We start from the raw sequence: 15,841 nt of genomic DNA, 5'->3' as shown, positions 1-15,841 counted from the left end.
GAAAGGTAGCCGACGGTGGGAATCCAGCGCATCGAGTCGGTGACGTACACCGTCGATGATCTCGACACCAACGTACGATTCTTCGAGGACTTCGGCCTGACGCTCGTCTCCCGCGACGAGACCCGGGCGGTCTTCGAGACGCGCATCAAGCAGACCCTGCACCTGGATGCCACCGAGCGTCCCGACCTGCCGGCTCCGGTGGAGAACGGCCCGACGCTGCGCGAGATCGTCTGGGGCGTCGACACCCGCGCCGAGCTGGAGCGGCTGGCGAAGCAGGCCGGCGCCGACCGGGAGACCCCGGACGGCGTCCTGCACACCGTCGACCTGACCGGCTTCGGCGTCGGCCTGACCCTGGCCCGCGCCTTCGACGGCGAGCACGACGCGCCGCGCGCGGCGAACAAATCCGGGTACGTGAACCGGGTCAACGCCGCCCTCGAAACGGTCGGGCAGGTCCGCCCGATCCGGATGTGCCACGTGGCGCTGAACATCCCGAAGGCGGGCCGCGAGGAGGCAGTCGCCTTCTACACCGAGCGGCTGGAGTTCATCCCGACCGACGTGGTCAAGCCGATGGGTGTGTTCATGCGCGTCGAGGGCGACGCCGACCAGCACAACTTCCTGCTCTGCCACCGTCCCGACAAGGCCGGCGTCAACCACGTCTCGTACGAGGTGAACGGCTTCGACGACGTGATCGAGGGCGGCAACCACATGATCGAGAAGGGCTGGCAGGAGGCCCGCAGACTCGGCCGGCACACGGTCGGCTCGAACGTCTTCCGGTTCGTGCACGCCCCGTGCGGCGGCCGGGTCGAGCTGGCCGCCGACATGGACCGGATCGACGACTCCTACGGCACCCGGGTGCACGAGACCACGCCGCCGCATCACATCTGGACCCTGCGCACCAACCGGGAGAGCAGCTCATGACGCTTTTCATCGATGGCGAATGGATCACGACGGGGAACACCGCGCCGGTGATCGACCCGGCCACCGAGGAGGTCACCGGCGAGATCTCGCTCGCGAGCACGGCCGACCTCGACCGGGCGATCGCGGCCGCGGTCCGGGGCGGCCGGGCCTGGCGGAACACCCCGATCGCCGACCGCACCCGGATCCTGCTCAAGGCCGCCGACCTGCTGGCTGCGCGGGCTGATCATGTCGCGACCGTGATGACCCGCGAACAGGGCAAACCGAGAAGCGAAGCCAAGGGCGAGGTGCTGCGGGTGGCCGGCGCGTTGCGCTGGGACGCCGAGGACGCGCGCCGGGCGTACGGCCGGATCATCCCCTCCGCCGGCGACACCGTGCTCAGCGTGCGGCACGAGCCGATCGGCCCGGTCGCCGCGTTCACCCCGTGGAACTTCCCGGCCGGCTCCCCGATGCGCAAACTCGCGGGAGCGTTGAGCGCCGGCTGCTCGATCGTCATCAAGGCCTCCGAGGAGACCCCCGGCACCGCCATCGAGATCGTCAAGTGCTTCGCCGAGGCCGGGTTGCCGGCCGGCGCGCTCAACCTGGTCTTCGGCGATCCGGCTGAGGTGTCGAAGCATCTGATCGCCGCACCGGAGATCCGGCTCGTCGCCTTCACCGGCTCGATCCCGGTCGGCAAGCTCCTGGCGTCGCAGGCCGGCGCCGCGATGAAGCCGTCGCTGATGGAGCTGGGCGGGCACGCCCCGGTGATCGTCTGTGCGGACGCCGACCCGGTGCAGGCCGCTCGCAAGGCTGTCGCCGCCAAGTTCGCCAACGCCGGCCAGGTCTGCACGTCGCCCAGCCGGTTCCTGGTGCACCAAAAGGTATATGCCGGATTTGTTGAGGAATTTCTGGCCGCGACCGCGAGAATCAAAGTCGGGAACGGCCTCGACGAGGGCGTGGCCATGGGCCCGCTGGCGAACGCAAGGCGGCTCAAAGCCATGGAGGAGTTCGTCGCCGATGCGGTGAGCCGAGGCGCGAAGATCCAGACCGGCGGCGAACGACTCGACCGGCCCGGCTTCTTCTTCGCGCCGACGGTCCTGACCGACGTGCCGGGGGATGCGCGGGTGATGCGGGAGGAACCGTTCGGCCCGATCGCGCCGATCGTCGCCTTCGACGACCTCGACGAAGCGCTGAAGACCGCCAACGAGCTGCCCTATGGCCTGGCGGCCTACGGGTTCACCAGGTCGTCGAAGACCGCCGAGAAGCTGATCAACGGCTTCGAGGCAGGCATCCTCTCGATCAACCACTGTGGTGGGTCGGTCCACGAGGCGCCGTCCGGCGGGGTCAAGCAGTCCGGCTACGGCCGCGAGGGCGGACCCGAGGGCCTCGAGGCGTACCTGGTCACCAAGCGCGTCTCGCACCTGCTGGTCGACTGATGCGCTACGCACGCATCGAGGCCGGTGGCCGCCCGGCGCACGCCGAGATCGCCGACGGGATCGCCCACGTCCTGACCGGCGACCCGATCCGCGGCGCGGTGAAGCGGACCGGTGACCGCCTGCCGCTGGAGAACCTGACGTTCCTGCCCCCGGTGATCCCCGGCGTCTTCTACGCGGTCGGGTTCAACTACCGCAGCCACGTCGAGCACTACGGCAAGAAGGCGCCGGAGCGGCCCGAGGTCGGTTACCGCGCCAACAACGCGCTGACCGGTCACCGCGCGCCGATCATCAGGCCGGCCGACGTGACCGGGCGGTTCGAGGCCGAGGGCGAGGTGGTCGCCGTCATCGGGCGGGTCCTGAGGAACGCCACCCGGAGCGAGGCGCAGGAGTCGATCTTCGGCTGGACGATCGGCAACGACGTCAGCGCCCGTGAGTGGCAGCACGCCGACCGCACGTTCTGGCGCAGCAAGAACAGCGACACCTTCAAGCCGATGGGCCCGTGGATCGAGACCGGCGCCGACCCGATGACGCAGACCACCACCGTCCGTGTCGACGGTGGCGTCCGCGCGCGGTTCCCCACCGGCGACATGATCTTCGACCCGTACGACTACATCGTCGAGACCAGCAAGTACATCACCCTGCACCCCGGCGACGTGCTCTGGATGGGCGCCGACAGCACCGTCCAGCTCGAGCCCGGTTCCACCGTGGACATCGAGATCAGCGGGATCGGCACGCTCTCCAACCCCGTCCTGGCAGAAAGGCACCCCTGATGAGCAATGCGCCCAAGTACATCCATCACGTCAACTTCCCGACCACTGATCCGGAGCGCACCAAGGAGTGGTACTCGAAGGTGTTCGGGCTCAAGGCGATCACGCCGAAGAGCAACACCAAGGTGGTCCTGATGACCCGGGGCAACTTCGACCTGCACTTCACCCCGGTCGAGGAGATGGACCGGATGGCGCCGTACCACTTCGCGATCGAGGTGGAGGACTGGGACGCGTTCCTGGCGCACCTCAAGGAGCTCGGCATCCGGCACACCCGGCCGGTCGAGCGCCCGGAGAACCAGTCCAAGTTCTGCTACATCCACGACCCCGACCACACCATGATCGAGCTCGTCTACCACGGAAAGCGGCCGGCCTGATGCCATTCACCACTGCTCCGGACGGAGCGAAGATCTACTACGAGCGGCACGGTGACGGGCCGGCGATCCTGTTCGTGCACGGCTCGGGCGGGCACCACGCCGCCTGGTGGCAGCAGGTCGCCGCGCTGCGCGACCGCTACACCGTGGTCACCGTCGACCTGCGCGGCTTCGGCAAGTCGGACTCCTCGATGCCCGAGTTCGACGGGCAGGACTTCCCCGGCGACCTGATCGCGGTCCTGGAGGCGGAGGATCTGCGCGACGTGCTGCTCGTGGGCCAGTCGATCGGCGCGGTCGCGGCCCTCAAGGCCGCGATCACAACCCCGGATCGGGTACGCGGAGTCGCGCTCGGCCACTCCCTCGGCGGACTCGACCACCCGGAGCTGTCCGAGCTGGTCGCCGCCGACCGGGCCGAGGCGGTCAAACTGCCCGTGCTCGACCGGCTGCTGAGCAGGCGGTTCCAGACCGAGGAGCCGGCGAAGACGTTCCTGTTCCAGCAGATGGGCACCTTCAACGTCGCGAAGATGGCCGACCTGCGGAACCTGTCCGTCAACGGTCCGTCCATCGAGGACATCGTCGCGTCGGGCGTACAGATCTGGTTCCTGGCCGGCGAGACCGACGCCGTGCTGAGCGTGGCCACCATGCGCCGCGCGCACGAGCTGGTGAAGGGCTCGCACCTGGAGGTTGTGGAGGGCGCGCCGCACTCGATGTACTGGGAATCGCCCGACCTCTACAACGCCGCGGTCGCGAAGATCCGGGAGGCCCTCTCATGACGAAGCTGACCCTCGCCGAGGCCGAGCAGATCCTGGCCGGCACGCTGCAGCGCGGCGAAGCCCTGGGCAAGGCGCTGAGCGTCGCGATCGTCGACGCCGGCGGCCACCTGATCTCGGTGAAGCGGTCGGACGGCGCCCGCGCGCTGACCCCGAGCATCGCGATCGCCAAGGCCTACAGCGCCGCGATCATGGAGCGGCCCACCAACATGCTGTACGACTGGGCGCAGAGCAACCCGGGCTTCTTCGCCCAGCTCTCCGAGATGGCCGCGCACCCGATCGTGGCCACCGAGGGCGGCGTGACGATCAAGCGGGACGGCGAGATCCTCGGCGGCCTGGGCGTCTCCGGCGGCACCCCCGCCGAGGACCAGCAGGCGTGTGAAGAGGTGCTGAAAGAGCTCGGCTACGAGCTCGTCTTCGCGGCGTGGGGGAAGAAACGTGGCTGACACCTTCAAGTTCCGCATCGACCACCACGGCAGCCTGGTCCGGCCGCCGGAGCTGCTGGCCGCGCGCGCCGCGAACAGTCCGGACCTGCGGGAGATCGAGGACGCGGCGATCGCCGAGGCGGTCCGCAAGCAGCGCAAACTCAGCCTCACCGTGGTCACCGACGGCGAGTTCCGGCGGGCCGACCTGCGCAGCGCCGTCTTCGACGCGGTGCACGGGTTCCGGCGGGCCGAGGACGAGCGGTGGGTCGCCGAGGGGGAGCTCAAGGCGTACCGATCATTGGTTTCGGAAGATGTTGCCGCGGTCGCGGCCCTGACCCAGATCCCGGCGAAGGCGACGCTGCCCTCGCCGGCCTACCTGGCCGCGCAGACCTATCAGCCGGGCGGCCCGTGGGCGAGCGCCCGCGAGCTGGGTGAGGCCCTCGCCCAGCTCGTGCGTGACGAAATCGAGGCGATCATCGCCCGCGGGGTCCGCCTGATCCAGCTGAACAACCACGGGTACGCGGAGCACCTGTCCGGCGCGAGCTACGGCGCGCTGAGCTTCGAGGACGCCATCGCGGTCGACTCGATCGCGGTGAGTGTCGCGGACAAGCCGTTCAACGTGCGGATCGGGCTCTGCCCGGCCACCAGCGCCACCGGTGACGTGGACGTGGCGGCCGCCGAGCGGCTCTTCGCGTCGGTGCCGGTGGACCGCTGGATCCTGCCCTACGACACCGGCGCCCCGGCCGAGACCGAGCTGCTGCGGGTCGTGCCCGCCGAACGGGACGTCTGCCTGGGCATCGTGTCACCGTCGACCCCCGAACTGGAGGACGTCGACACGGTGATGACCCGGCTGGACGTGGTGGGCTCGATCCGCGACCTCGAGGACGTCGCGATCAGCCCGAGCGCCGGGTTCTCCGACGTGGCCGGCCGCAACGCGATCGGCGTCGAGGACCAGTGGCGCAAGCTCACCCACGTGGAGACGTTCGCCCGGATGTGCTGGGGCAACGAGCTCTGACCCGGGAGAAAAGGGCCGGCCGGGCGGCCGGCCCTTTCTTTCACAGCACTTCGGCGAAGGTGACCCGGCGTTCCAGCAGGCGAGGCCGGACCGTGCCGATGATGTACTCGGCGAAGTGCGTGCTGTTCGCGTGCGCGTCGAACGCGGACCGGTCGGTGTAGACCTCGTAGAGGACGAACGACGTCGCGTCCTCGGCATGCACCACATATTCGAGATTTCCCGGCTCGCTATGGGTGTGTTCGCGCATTGTCAGCAGCGTGTCGCGGACGAGCTCGGCGTCTTCCGGCGCACACCGGTAGTGGGCGATGACGGCATAGGCCACGGTTTGGCTCCTCGGTTGGGTTCCGGGAATTCCACCAGTGAAACCGGAACCTCCACCAGGGGAAATCGGTGCGCCGGGCGCAAGCAATGCTTCCTCCGCAACGCATGGTGCGCGCATTTCCCGGTTCCTAGCATTCGCTGCATCCCTTTCTGTTGAGGAGCAGTGATGTCCGTTCGCACCATGGAGACCCTCGCAGGCGGACGCTGGGTGGGCGCCGGCAGCTGGGTCGACGTCTACGACCCCACCGATGTCCGGGCGCCGTTCGTCCGGGTGCCGGCCCTCACCGCCGCCCAGGTGACCGGCATCTACGAGGCGGCCCGGGCCGGTTTCCTCGCCTGGCGCGCGCTCGGCGCGATCGAGCGGTCGAAGATCCTCGCGAAGGCCGCGGTGCTGCTCCGGGTCCGCAACGCCGAGATCGCCGCGGCGATCGTCACCGAGAACGGCAAGACCCTCGCCGAGGCCCGGGTCGAGGCCGAGAAGGCCGCGGACTTCTTCGAGTACTACTCGGCGGTCGGCCGCCAGGAGTACGGCTCGCTGATCCACGATGCCCGTCCCGGCACCCGCACCGGATTCCAGCGTGAGCCGCTCGGCGTGGTCCTCGCGATCGCCCCCTGGAACGACCCGCTGATCACCCCGGCCCGCAAGCTGGCGCCGGCCCTCGCCGCCGGCAACGCCGTGGTGCTCAAACCGGCCACCGAGACCCCGACGTCGGCGTTGCACCTGGCCCGGGCCCTGCACGACGCGGGCGTACCGGCCGGTGCGATCAACGTGGTGACCGGGCGGACCGCAGAGATCTCCGACGCGCTGCTCGACGACCCGCGGATCGCCGCGGTCAGCTTCACCGGCGGCAACGACGTCGGCGAGGCCCTGCGGGTCCGGCTGGCCGCCCGCGGCGTGCGGTTCCAGTCCGAGCTGGGCGGCAAGAACGCCTCGGTGGTGCTCGCCGACGCCGACCTGGAGAAGGCCGCCACCGCGGTGGTCGCCGCGTCGTTCGGCCAGGCCGGGCAGCGCTGCACCGCGACCAGCCGGGTGCTGGTCGACCGGACCGTCCACGACGAGTTCCTGACCCTGCTGCGCGCCAAGGTCGCGGCGCTGCGGGTCGGGTCCGGCCGGGCCGAGGGCACCCAGGTCGGCCCGCTGGTCAGCGCGTCGCACCGGGACAGCGTGTTGCGTGACATCGCGACGGCGGTCAAGCAGGGCGCCCGTGTCGAACTCGGCGGGGAGGAACTGCCCGGCGCCGGTTGCTTCGTGACGCCGGCGATCCTCACCGGCGTCACCCCGGACATGGACGTGTGGCGCGCGGAGGTCTTCGGGCCGGTCCTGGTGGTCCGGCCGGTCGACGGTTTCGACGAGGCGGTCGCCGCGGTCAACGACACCCGGTACGGCCTGGCCGCGGCGGTCTTCACGGACAGTCTCGCGGCGGCGCACCGGTTCCTCGCCGAGGCCGATTGTGGACAGATCGCGGTCAACACCACGACTTCCGGCTGGGATGTGCACATGCCGTTCGGTGGCTTCCGCGAATCCGGCTCGCCCTTCAAGGAGCAGGGCGCGGAGGCGCTGCGGTTCTATACCAAGGTCAAGACATTCGCCATCCACTTCGGTGGGTGAGGCGCTAGGAGGAACACGCAGATGGCGGACGAGACCATCGGGATCGTCGGGGCCGGCATCGTCGGCCTGGCGATCGGCCGGGAGATCTCCCTTCGGCGGCCGGGCACCCGCGTCGTGGTCCTGGAGAAGGAACCCGAGGTGGCGCTGCACCAGACCGGTCACAACTCGGGCGTCGTGCACGCCGGCATCTACTACACGCCGGGCAGCCTGAAGGCTGAGCTGTGCACCCGCGGGCGGCTGCTGCTGCGCGAGTACTGCGCGGAGCGGGGGATCGCGTACGACGAGTGCGGCAAACTCGTCGTCGCGGTGCGCCCGGACGAGCTGGGGCGCCTGGACAACCTGGAGAAACGGGCGCGGGAGAACGGCGTACCCGGTCTGCTCCGGGTCGATCCGGCCGGGATCCGCGAGATCGAGCCGCATGCCGCCGGCCTCGCGGCCCTGCATTCGCCGGAGACCGCGATCACCGATTTTCCCGGCGTGGCCAGGGCCTTCGCGGCTGATATCAAGGCCGCCGGGGGAGAGGTACGCACGAACTTCCCGGTCACGACGATCAAGAAGGACGGCGGGTCGATCCGGGTCGAGTCGGGCGAGCAGACCGTGACCGTCGATCAGGTGATCGTCTGCGCCGGCATCCACACCGACCAGGTGTCGCGCCTGGCCGGGGACGCCCCGGCGCCGCGGATCATCCCGTTCCGCGGCGAGTACATGCGCGTCAGACCGGAGAAGGCGGACCTGGTCCGCGGCATGATCTACCCGGTCCCCGACCCGCGTTACCCGTTCCTCGGCGTGCATTTCACCCGCCGGGTCACCGGGGTCGTCGAGGTCGGCCCGAACGCGGTGCTCGGCCTGGCCCGCGAGGGCTACAAGCGCAGCGACATCTCGGTACGTGATCTGGCGGGCATCGCCGCCTGGCCGGGCACCTGGCGGATGGCGCGGCAGCACTGGCGTACCGGGGTGAAGGAGGTCCGCGGGTCGCTCTCGATCCGCCGCTACATGGCCGACGCCATGCAGTACGTGCCCGAGATCGGCGCGGCCGACGTCGTGCGTGCCGGAGCCGGCGTGCGCGCCCAGGCGCTGGACCGCGACGGCGCCCTCGTCGACGACTTCCGGATTCACCGCCTCGGCCCGGTCACGGCCGTCCGGAACGCTCCTTCACCTGCGGCAACGTCCTCTCTCGCGATCGCCGAATACGTCGTGGACGACGTCTTCAGCAGGTGACGCCCGGCGCAACAACCGATTGCGCGTCACGGACTCCGCAAGGACGCGAATCACAAATAGCTTCATGGCATCCCCTGGAACCACAGCCGGAACGAAAGGAACCACATATGTTCGTCGTCGACTCCCAGGTGCACATCTGGAAGGAAGAGACCCCGGACCGTCCCTGGGTCCCGGGCGCTCGCGAGCGTATCCGGCTGAACGGCCACCGGGAGGACCCGTTCAGCTACGAGGAGTGCCTCGCGCTGATGGACGAGGCCGGCGTCAACCGGGCGCTGATCCTGCCGCCGTCCTGGGAGGGCGACCGCATCGACTACGCCCTGGAGGCGTGCGAGGCGCACCCCGACCGGTTCGGCATCATGGCCCGCATCCCGCAGAACAAGCCTCTCGAGGGTGCGGCCATGTTGCGGGACTTCGCCCCGAACCCGTACGTGAAGGGCACCCGGCTGACGTTCCACCGGCCGATCGACCGGAACTGGATGATCGACGGCACCAACGACTGGTACTGGCCGATCGCCGAGGAGCTGAACATCCCGACCATGGTGCACGCGCCGGTCTGGAAGGCGGAGCTGGGCCAGATCGCCGCCCGCCACCCGGGTCTGAAGATCATCATCGACCACATGGGCATCATGGCCCGCTGCGTGGACGACGCGATCGGCTACTGGGTGTCCGAGACCGCCGACCTGCACAAGCACCCGAACATCTACGTAAAGGTGTCGGCCCTGCCCGGCTACTCCACGCAGCCCTTCCCGAACCTCAACATCGAGAAGTACGTGCGTGAGATGGTCGACAAGATGGGACCGCAGCGCTGCTTCTGGGGCACCGACATCACCCGCCTGCTGGGCCACGGCCTCAGCTACGTGGAGACCATCGAGCAGTTCACCAAGCACTACGAATTCACCGCCGAGGAACTCGAGTGGATCATGGGCCGGGGTATCTGCGAGGTCCTGGACTGGCCGATCTCATGAGCCGCACCGATGGCGGCGACGCGGTCGTCAGCGCGTTCAACGCGATCGGGGCGGACTACATCTTCTCCTCGCCGGGGTCCGAGTGGGCCCCGGTGTGGGAGTCGCTGGCCCGGCGGCACCGCGACGGGCTGCCCTGCCCCCGTTACCTCGACCTGCTGCACGAGACGGTCGCGGTCGGCATGGCCACCGGCTACGGCCTGGTCACCCGCCGCGCCCAGGGCGTGCTGCTGCACGCAGGCCCGGGCCTGCTCCAGGGCTCGATGGCGGTGCACGGCGCGCTGCTCGCCGGCGTGCCGATGGTGGTGGCCTCCTCGGAGTCGATCACCTACGGCGACGGTCCGGGCCCCGACCCGGGCGGCCAGTGGTACCGCAACCTGTCGGTGGTCGGCGGCCCGCACACGATGGCCGCGCCGTTCGTGAAGTGGTCGAACCAGGCGGCGAGCGTGCACACGCTCCCCACCATGATCACCCGGAGCGCGGAGCTGGCGTCGCGCGCGCCAGCCGGCCCGGTCTACCTCAACATCCCGCTCGAGGTCCTGCTCGAGCCCTGGTCCTCCGAAGATGTCAAGCCGGTCGTCCCGCAGGGCAACACGGTGAGCACGGCTGAGGACATCCAGGCGGTCCTGGAACTGCTCGCGGCCGCCGAGAAGCCGGTGATCATCACCGAGACCACCGGCCGCGAGCAGGACGGTCTGGAGGCTCTCGTCGAGTTCGCCGAGACGCTGCGGATCCCGGTCGTCGAGCCCAACTCGGCGGTCTGCGCGAACTTCCCCCGCGACCACGAGCTGCACGCCGGCGGCGAGATCGAGCAGTTCGTCGACACCGCCGACGTGATCGTGCTGCTCAACTGCCGGGCGCCGTTCTACCCGCCGAGCCGGAAGCCGGCGCGAGCGAAGATCGTCGTCATCGACGAGGTGCCGCAGCGGCCGCACATCGTCTACCAGGTGCTCAACGCCGACTTCTACCTGGAGGGCGGGGTCGCCGCGACACTGCGCGAGATGGCGGTCCGGGCCCGCGAGCAGGGCCTGATCGCCCGGACCGCGGACACGTCCTGGCACGCCGCGGAGATCGCGGCGGTGGCGGCGGCGGAAGACCGTTCCGGTGACGGCATCGACCCGGTGCATCTCGTCGCCGCGCTGCGTTCCCTGGCCGACGACGCGATCGTGGTGGACGAGACGATCACGCACAGCCGGGTCGTCCAGCGGCACCTGCAGCGCACCACCCCCGACTCGTACTTCTACGTACAGGGCGGGCTGGGCCAGGGCATCGCGGTGGCGCTCGGCGTGAAGCTGGCCGCCCCCGCGAAGCAGGTGATCTTCACGGTCGGTGACGGGGCGTTCCTCTACAACCCGATCGTCCAGTCGCTGCAGGCCGCTCGCAGCAACGGCCTGCCGATCCTGATCGTCGTCTTCAACAACACCGAGTACCGCTCGATGAAGATGAACCACCTGCGGTTCTACCCGCAGGGCGCGGCGGTCGAGACCGGGGAGTTCCTCGGCAACGACCTCAGCGACCAGCCCGACCTGGCCTCGCTGGCCGAGCCGTTCGGCATGCACGGCGAGACCGTCACGGTCCGCGACGAGCTGACCCCGGCGCTCGATCGCGCCCTCAAAGCGGTCCGCAACGGCACCACCGCGATCGTCAACGTCCACGTAACCCGATAGCGGCTGGTCGACAGGGCTGTTTCCCGGCCCCCCGGAACAGCCCTAATGAGATTTACCGGGTCGGCGTGAGTCAGACTCGGTGCCGGTAGCCGCCGGCAGGTGAGCACTGCTTAGCCCAGGACGTCGAGTCCTATTGACAGATCGTGCCCCGCCTGGTGGTCGGGAGACCAGACCGCTGATGGGATGTCGTGCCCGCTGCGCTTTGGCGTGAGCACTTGATCATTAGGTTGCGGTAGTGCTCCCGCAGGCTGCTACGGATCGGCCGTGAACAGGGAGGACGAGGCGTTGTTGCTGCTGGTCGGGGACGACTGGGCCGAGGATCACCACGATGTGGAGGTGCAGGACGAGGCCGGTCGCCGGTTGGGCAGGGCCCGCCTGCCGGAGGGGATCGCGGGCATCTCCCGGTTGCACGCGATGATCGGCCAGCACGTCGGCGACGACGACGAGCCGGTCGAGGTCGTGGTCGGGATCGAGACCGAGCGGGGGCCATGGGTGCAGGCGCTGCTCGCAGCCGGCTATCAGGTGTACGCGATCAACCCGTTGCGGGTCGCCCGGTACCGGGAACGGCACAGCGTGTCCGGGGCCAAGAGCGACCCGGCCGATGCGCACACCCTGGCCGACATGGTGCGTACCGACCGGCATCAGCTGCGGCCGGTCGCCGGGGACAGTGACCTGGCCGAGGCGATCAAAGTGGTGACCCGGGCGCACAAGACGCTGATCTGGGAACGGACCCGGCACACACTGCGGCTGCGGCGGGCGTTGCTGGACTTCTTCCCCGCCGCGGTGACCGCCTTCGACGACCTGGACGCCCCGGACACCCTCGAACTGCTGGCGGCGGCACCGGACCCGGTCACCGCTGCCGCACTCGACGACGAGCAGATCACCACGGCGCTGCGCCGCGCGCGCCGCCGGGGCATACCCGGCAAGGTGGCCAAGATCCAGGAGGTGTTACGGACACCGCAGCTGGCCCAGCCGAGCGTGGTCGCCGGCGCCTACGCGGTCACCGTGCAGGCCCAGGTCGCGATCCTGACCACCTTCAACACCCAGATCGACATGATGGAACAACAGGTGGGGGCGCATTTTGGCCGGCACCCGGACGGTGAGGTCTACCTGAGCCAGCCCGGCCTCGGTGGCATCCTCGGCGCCCGGGTGCTCGCCGAGTTCGGCGACGACAAGACCCGCTACTCCGATGCCAAGGCCCGCAAGAACTACGCCGGGACCTCCCCGATCACCAAGGCATCCGGCAAGAAGAAGATCGTGCTCGCCCGCTACGTCCACAACGACCGGCTCATCGATGCCCTCGGCCAGCAGGCCTTCGCCGCGCTGAAGGCCTCACCCGGCGCCCGCGCTTACTACGACCAGCAACGCACGCGCGGCATCGGGCACCGCGCCGCGCTGCGCCAGCTCGGCAACCGCCTCGTCGGGATTCTGCATGGCTGCCTCAAGACCGGCACCCCGTACGACGAACACACCGCCTGGACACACCATCAACAAGATCAACAACTTGCCGCTTGACATCAAAGATCATGGGATGTCTGTCAACCAGCCTGCGTCTCTTGGAGTAGCGATGCCCCCTCAGAAAGTTCTGGTGCCGGCTGACGAGCTGCGCGCCTTCACCACCGCGCTGTTCACCGCCGCCGGCGTCACACCGGAGCACGCCGCCACGATCTCGGACGTGCTCACCTGGGCCAGCCTGCGTGGCGTCGACTCGCACGGCGCCTCCCGGGTGCCCCGCTACCTGGAACTGCTCGACTCCGGCGAGGCGAACCGGGACCCGTCGCCGGCGTTCAGCTCGACCAGCCCGGCGGTCGCGGTGCTCGACGCGGACCGGGCGCCCGGACCGGTGGCGCTGACCGCGGCCGCCGACGAGGCGATCAGCCGGGCGCGGGCCAGCGGCATCGGGGCGGTGGGCGTACGCCGTACCGTGCACACCGGCGCCATCGGCTACTACACCTCCCGGATCGCCGACGCGGGCCTGGTCGGGATCGCCTTCGTGGCCGGGATGCCGAACATGGCGTACCCCGGGGTGAAAGGCGCCGCCGTGGCGACCAGCCCGCTCTCGATCGCGGTGCCCGCCGCCGGACAGCCGCCCGCGCTGCTGGACATGGCGACGGCCGGCATCGCGCTCGGCAAGATCGCGCAGTTCCGCAACGCCGGCAAGCAGCTGCCGGAGGGCACCGCGGCCACCGCCGACGGCACCCCGACCACCGACCCGAACCTGGCGAAGATGCCGCTGCCGCTCGGCGGGGTCAAGGGCGCCGGCATGTCGCTGGTGTTCGAGCTGCTCACCAGCGTGCTGGTGGGCGCGCCGATCTTCAGCTCGTTCCACGGCGACGACCCGCAGGGCCGGGTGCACCGGCAGAACGCCCTGATCCTGGCGCTGGACCCGGCGGCGTTCGGCAACGCCGACGAGTTCGGCCCGGCGGTGGCGTCCACGCTGGACACCCTCAAGGGCCTGACTCCGGCGGAGGAGGGCACCGAGATCCGGTATCCGGGTGAGGGCAGCGCCGCGGTCGCCGGCCGGCGGGCCGCCGACGGCGTGCCCGTGGCGGCCAAGGTCTGGGGTGAGCTCCAGGTCGCGGCCGAGAAGCTGGGCGTGCCGGCGCCGGCACTCTGACGAAACGAACGCCGCGGTCCGGATGGCGAGGCGAACGAACGCCGCGGTCCGAGAGGCGAGGCGGACGAAACGCCGCGATCTGAAGGCGAACGCCCGGTCCGAAGAGGGCCGGGCGTTCGCTTGCGGCGCTTCAGCGGTAGTTGAACCGGCCCACCAGCTGGTTCAGGTCGTCGGCGAGCGCGGCCAGCTCCGTAGCGGCCTGCTGGCCGGCCGAGGAAGCCGCCCGGCTCTGGTCGGCGGCGCTGGAGACGTGCCCGATGTTCTCGGCGATCTGCCGGGCGCCGGTCGCGGCGGTCGCCACGTTGCGGTTCATCTCGGCGGTCGTCGCGGTCTGCTCCTCGACCGCCGAGGCGATCGTGGTCTGGAAGTGGTTGATCTTCTCGATCACCTCGCCGATCCGGGCGATCGCCGCCACCGCGCTCTCGGTGTCCGCCTGGATGGCCTGCACCCGCTGCGAGATGTCCTCGGTCGCCTTCGCGGTCTCCTGGGCCAGCTCCTTGACCTCGCCGGCCACCACCGCGAAGCCCTTGCCGGACTCGCCGGCCCGGGCCGCCTCGATCGTCGCGTTCAGGGCCAGCAGGTTGGTCTGCTCGGCGATCGAGGTGATCACCTTGACCACGTTGCCGATCTCCTGCGAGCTGGCGCCGAGCTTGCTCACCGTCGCGGTGGTCTCGGCTACCACGGACACCGCCTGCGTGGTCACCCCGGCGCTGGCCGTGGCGCTCTGCGCGATCTCCTGGATCGCCTGGGTCATCTCGCCCGCGCCGGTGGCGACGGTCTGCAGGTTGAACGACACCTCGCCGGCGGCGCTGTTCGCCGAGCCGGCGCGTTCCGACACCGCCTGCGAGCCGGCCACCGTCTGGTCGTTGACCCGTTCCAGCTGGGCCGAGCTCTGCGCCAGCATGGCGGAGCTGTCGGCCAGCGCGGCGACCGTGTCGCGCACCGACCGGGTGGCCCGGTTCACCGAGCGGGCCATCGCCCCGATCTCGTCGTTGCCGCTGGCCGGGACGGTCCGGGTCAGGTCGCCGGCGGCGACCGCCTCCATCGCCTCGGCGACCGGGTCGAGGCGGCGGGTGATCGACCGGGCCACCAGCACCGCGAAGCCGATCCCGAGGGCCAGGGCGACGGCCAGCATGATCAGTACGCTGCGCCGGGCGGCCACATAGGCGGAGTGCGCCCGGGCGGCGGCCTCCTCGGCGCTCGTCCCCTCCTCGATCACCAGGTCGTCGACCGACCGGGACATGCCGCCGATGACCTCGTCGAAGTCGATGCCCGGGTTCTGCCCCGCCTTGGCGGCCGCGAGCGCGGTGTCGAACTGGTTCCAGTACTCGGTGAACTCCGCCAGCGTGGCGGTCGCGGTGGTGGTCTTCGGCTGCGCGGTGTACGCGGCCAGCGCCTCCTCGAGCTCCTCGATCGCGGCCGCCTGGCCCTTGCCCGCGGCGGCCCGGTCGGCGGCCGACGTGCCGGCCGAGACCAGCGAGGTGGAGTAGTGGTTGATGTCGGACTGGGCGCCACGGATGTGCCCGAGCAGCGTCAGGTTGCGCACGTTGGTGTCGCGCAGCTGGTTCATCCGGTCGTCCATGTCCGCCATGCGCTGCACCCCGAAGGCGCAGGCCGTGGTCAGGGCAGCCGCGACGACCAGTGTCGATGCGAGGATCTTGTTCCGGACCCGGAGGTTGGTGAACCCCCGGGCCAGGCGGTTGCCGTCGTCCGGCGCGGGTTCAGGGGACATGCCCCTTCAATCGTCTGACCGACGCGCGGGTTGAGGA

The 15,841-nt window shown here is 70.1% G+C and carries 15 protein-coding genes; 13 read left to right on the top strand and 2 right to left on the bottom strand.

Translation table 11 applies throughout. The features are described from left to right. Positions 1-15 precede the first annotated feature (15 nt). Genes OHA21_RS22480 through OHA21_RS22450 form a run of 7 tightly spaced genes read left to right on the top strand, consistent with a single transcriptional unit; the run spans position 16 to position 5,678 of the window. Positions 16-918, top strand: coding sequence for a VOC family protein (locus OHA21_RS22480; RefSeq protein ID WP_328476661.1), 903 nt, complete (start codon positions 16-18; stop codon positions 916-918). After that, on the top strand, positions 915-2,330 hold the full coding sequence (locus OHA21_RS22475) for an NAD-dependent succinate-semialdehyde dehydrogenase (RefSeq protein WP_328476659.1): 1,416 nt from the start codon (positions 915-917) through the stop codon (positions 2,328-2,330). The genes OHA21_RS22480 and OHA21_RS22475 overlap by 4 nt, the downstream gene beginning before the upstream one ends. Next, positions 2,330-3,100 carry a fumarylacetoacetate hydrolase family protein gene (locus OHA21_RS22470; RefSeq protein WP_328476657.1) on the top strand — a complete coding sequence of 257 codons (771 nt, stop codon included), beginning with the start codon at positions 2,330-2,332 and terminating at the stop codon, positions 3,098-3,100. The genes OHA21_RS22475 and OHA21_RS22470 overlap by 1 nt, the downstream gene beginning before the upstream one ends. Beyond that, a complete protein-coding gene (locus tag OHA21_RS22465; RefSeq protein ID WP_328476655.1) occupies positions 3,100-3,471 on the top strand; it encodes a VOC family protein in 372 nt (123 codons plus the stop codon). The genes OHA21_RS22470 and OHA21_RS22465 overlap by 1 nt, the downstream gene beginning before the upstream one ends. Then, positions 3,471-4,241: an alpha/beta fold hydrolase gene (locus OHA21_RS22460; protein WP_328476653.1), complete on the top strand. Its 771-nt coding sequence runs from the start codon at positions 3,471-3,473 to the stop codon at positions 4,239-4,241. The genes OHA21_RS22465 and OHA21_RS22460 overlap by 1 nt, the downstream gene beginning before the upstream one ends. After that, positions 4,238-4,684, top strand: coding sequence for a GlcG/HbpS family heme-binding protein (locus OHA21_RS22455; protein ID WP_328476651.1), 447 nt, complete (start codon positions 4,238-4,240; stop codon positions 4,682-4,684). The genes OHA21_RS22460 and OHA21_RS22455 overlap by 4 nt, the downstream gene beginning before the upstream one ends. Further along, positions 4,677-5,678, top strand: coding sequence for a hypothetical protein (locus OHA21_RS22450; RefSeq protein WP_328476649.1), 1,002 nt, complete (start codon positions 4,677-4,679; stop codon positions 5,676-5,678). The genes OHA21_RS22455 and OHA21_RS22450 overlap by 8 nt, the downstream gene beginning before the upstream one ends. 40 nt (positions 5,679-5,718) lie before the next feature. Here the strand turns inward: OHA21_RS22450 and OHA21_RS22445 are convergent, their stop codons facing one another. After that, on the bottom strand, positions 5,719-6,000 hold the full coding sequence (locus tag OHA21_RS22445; protein ID WP_328476647.1) for a putative quinol monooxygenase: 282 nt from the start codon (positions 5,998-6,000) through the stop codon (positions 5,719-5,721). A 165-nt stretch (positions 6,001-6,165) separates the two neighbouring features. Between OHA21_RS22445 and OHA21_RS22440 the strand changes: the two genes are divergently transcribed. From OHA21_RS22440 to OHA21_RS22415, 6 genes are all read left to right on the top strand, one after another. Then, on the top strand, positions 6,166-7,608 hold the full coding sequence (locus OHA21_RS22440) for an aldehyde dehydrogenase family protein (RefSeq protein ID WP_328476645.1): 1,443 nt from the start codon (positions 6,166-6,168) through the stop codon (positions 7,606-7,608). Positions 7,609-7,629: 21 nt separating this feature from the next. Then, positions 7,630-8,826 (top strand): L-2-hydroxyglutarate oxidase, encoded by a 1,197-nt coding sequence (gene lhgO / locus OHA21_RS22435; RefSeq protein ID WP_328476643.1) that lies wholly within the window; start codon positions 7,630-7,632, stop codon positions 8,824-8,826. A gap of 107 nt (positions 8,827-8,933) precedes the next feature. Continuing rightward, complete coding sequence (locus OHA21_RS22430; protein ID WP_328476641.1) at positions 8,934-9,791, top strand: amidohydrolase family protein; 858 nt, start codon at positions 8,934-8,936, stop codon at positions 9,789-9,791. Further along, positions 9,788-11,455 (top strand): thiamine pyrophosphate-dependent enzyme, encoded by a 1,668-nt coding sequence (locus tag OHA21_RS22425; RefSeq protein WP_328476639.1) that lies wholly within the window; start codon positions 9,788-9,790, stop codon positions 11,453-11,455. Before OHA21_RS22430 ends, OHA21_RS22425 begins: the two co-directional genes overlap by 4 nt. Before the next feature lie 288 nt (positions 11,456-11,743). After that, the gene (locus OHA21_RS22420; protein WP_328478252.1) at positions 11,744-12,970 is read left to right on the top strand and encodes an IS110 family transposase; all 1,227 of its coding nucleotides are present in this window, start codon (positions 11,744-11,746) and stop codon (positions 12,968-12,970) included. Between the two features lie 52 nt (positions 12,971-13,022). Beyond that, complete coding sequence (locus tag OHA21_RS22415) at positions 13,023-14,072, top strand: Ldh family oxidoreductase (protein ID WP_328476638.1); 1,050 nt, start codon at positions 13,023-13,025, stop codon at positions 14,070-14,072. 130 nt (positions 14,073-14,202) lie between these two features. Here the strand turns inward: OHA21_RS22415 and OHA21_RS22410 are convergent, their stop codons facing one another. Next, a complete protein-coding gene (locus OHA21_RS22410; protein ID WP_328476636.1) occupies positions 14,203-15,804 on the bottom strand; it encodes a methyl-accepting chemotaxis protein in 1,602 nt (533 codons plus the stop codon). Between the last annotated feature and the right edge of the window lie 37 nt (positions 15,805-15,841).

The organism is Actinoplanes sp. NBC_00393 (genome assembly GCF_036053395.1).
Classification (GTDB): Bacteria; Actinomycetota; Actinomycetes; order Mycobacteriales; family Micromonosporaceae; genus Actinoplanes.
This window is presented reverse-complemented; position numbering and strand designations above follow the sequence as displayed.

What these genes read in the sequence shown, in the direction of transcription:
- OHA21_RS22410 (WP_328476636.1), bottom strand. Translation starts at nt 15,804, where the DNA reads ATGTCCCCTGAACCCGCGCCGGACGACGGCAACCGCCTGGCCCGGGGG.
- OHA21_RS22425 (WP_328476639.1), top strand. Translation starts at nt 9,788, where the DNA reads ATGAGCCGCACCGATGGCGGCGACGCGGTCGTCAGCGCGTTCAACGCG.
- OHA21_RS22455 (WP_328476651.1), top strand. Translation starts at nt 4,238, where the DNA reads ATGACGAAGCTGACCCTCGCCGAGGCCGAGCAGATCCTGGCCGGCACG.
- OHA21_RS22415 (WP_328476638.1), top strand. Translation starts at nt 13,023, where the DNA reads ATGCCCCCTCAGAAAGTTCTGGTGCCGGCTGACGAGCTGCGCGCCTTC.
- OHA21_RS22440 (WP_328476645.1), top strand. Translation starts at nt 6,166, where the DNA reads ATGTCCGTTCGCACCATGGAGACCCTCGCAGGCGGACGCTGGGTGGGC.
- OHA21_RS22470 (WP_328476657.1), top strand. Translation starts at nt 2,330, where the DNA reads ATGCGCTACGCACGCATCGAGGCCGGTGGCCGCCCGGCGCACGCCGAG.
- OHA21_RS22475 (WP_328476659.1), top strand. Translation starts at nt 915, where the DNA reads ATGACGCTTTTCATCGATGGCGAATGGATCACGACGGGGAACACCGCG.
- lhgO (WP_328476643.1), top strand. Translation starts at nt 7,630, where the DNA reads ATGGCGGACGAGACCATCGGGATCGTCGGGGCCGGCATCGTCGGCCTG.
- OHA21_RS22460 (WP_328476653.1), top strand. Translation starts at nt 3,471, where the DNA reads ATGCCATTCACCACTGCTCCGGACGGAGCGAAGATCTACTACGAGCGG.
- OHA21_RS22430 (WP_328476641.1), top strand. Translation starts at nt 8,934, where the DNA reads ATGTTCGTCGTCGACTCCCAGGTGCACATCTGGAAGGAAGAGACCCCG.
- OHA21_RS22465 (WP_328476655.1), top strand. Translation starts at nt 3,100, where the DNA reads ATGAGCAATGCGCCCAAGTACATCCATCACGTCAACTTCCCGACCACT.